Raw genomic sequence first — 1,328 nt, forward strand, 5'->3', positions numbered from 1 at the left:
CCGCGTCGTCTACAACCAACTCAACACCGACCACCAGAACGACCACACCCAAGCCCCGCCGACTTGCCAACCGGCAGCGGCTTGACATAGGAGAAACCCATGGCGAACGCTGGGATCCAGATGGGCCGTGGCACGAACGGTTCGCAGTTCTTCATCACCACGGCGCCGACCACCTGGCTGCAGGGCAAGCACACCATCTTCGGGAAGGTGAAGGACCCGGCCTCCACCGCCGTCGTCGACGCCGTCAACGTCGTGTCCACCGACCCGCGCAACGACCGTCCGGTCGAGGACATCGTGATCACCTCGATCGAGATCGTCGACTGACCGCTCGATGAGCGCTTACCCGCCCGCGCCGCCGCCGGGGCAGCCCGGAGCGGGAGGCGCACCGCCGGTGTGTCCGCGCCACCCCGATCGTGTCTCCTACGTTCGGTGCCAGCGGTGCGGGCGCCCGGCGTGCCCGGAGTGCCAGCGGCCTGCCGCCGTCGGCGTGCACTGCGTCGACTGCGTGCGCGAGGAAGCCCGTGCGGTCCGGCCGAGGACCAGCGTGCTCGGTGCCCGGATAAGCCCGGACAACCGCCCGGTCGTCACGATCACGTTCATCGCGATCTGCGTGCTGCTGTTCGTTGCGGACTACGTGAGCCCGACGCTGCGGATGCGCCTGATCTTTGCGCCGGTCCTCGGGCAGGTCGAGCCGTACCGAATGATCACCACGGCTTTCCTGCACGCCGGCATCGTGCACCTGCTGTTCAACATGTACGCGCTGTGGATCGTGGGACCGTTCCTGGAGCAGATGCTCGGGCGGTGGCGCTACATCGCCCTCTACCTGCTCAGCGCGCTCGGTGGCAGTGTGGCGGTGCTTGCGCTGGCGGGCAACGACGAGTGGAACGTGGCCACCGTCGGCGCGTCCGGTGCCGTGTTCGGACTCTTCGCGGCGATCGCCGTGGTGCTGCGTCGGACCGGGCGCGAGGCCCGGCAGATCCTCATCGTGATCGGGATCAACGTGGTCGTCGGGTTCGTGATCCCGGGAATCTCCTGGCAGGCGCACCTCGGCGGGCTGGTCACCGGCGCCGCCCTCGGCGCCCTGTTCGCCTATCTGCCGAAGAAGGAACGCACGCGCGGCGCCATCGCGGGTGTCGCCCTCGTCGCAGCGATCCTCGTCGGGATCACGGTCGGCGTCTACTCCTGAGGCTTGCCTTTGGTCGGCACCGACGCCGGACTCCGACCCCGCAGGCCGACTGCCGAACGCAACCTGCAACGATCCATCCTCGCGATGGATCGTTACAGGGTTACGTTCGACGCGCCTGGTGGGGGGATGGTGGGACGGGGAC

Annotated in this window: 1 protein-coding gene and 1 pseudogene; both read left to right on the forward strand. The window is 68.4% G+C overall.

The features are described from left to right. Positions 1-99: 99 nt before the first annotated feature. A pseudogene (locus HALOF300_RS01330) lies at positions 100-324 on the forward strand (peptidylprolyl isomerase); the annotation flags it as partial. A gap of 181 nt (positions 325-505) precedes the next feature. Beyond that, entirely contained in the window at positions 506-1,186 is a 681-nt protein-coding gene (locus tag HALOF300_RS01335) for a rhomboid family intramembrane serine protease (protein WP_331716197.1), read from the forward strand. The last annotated feature ends 142 nt before the right edge of the window (positions 1,187-1,328 follow it).

Origin of the sequence: Occultella aeris, assembly GCF_902703175.1 — a bacterium.
Classification (GTDB): domain Bacteria; phylum Actinomycetota; class Actinomycetes; order Actinomycetales; family Beutenbergiaceae; genus Occultella; species Occultella aeris.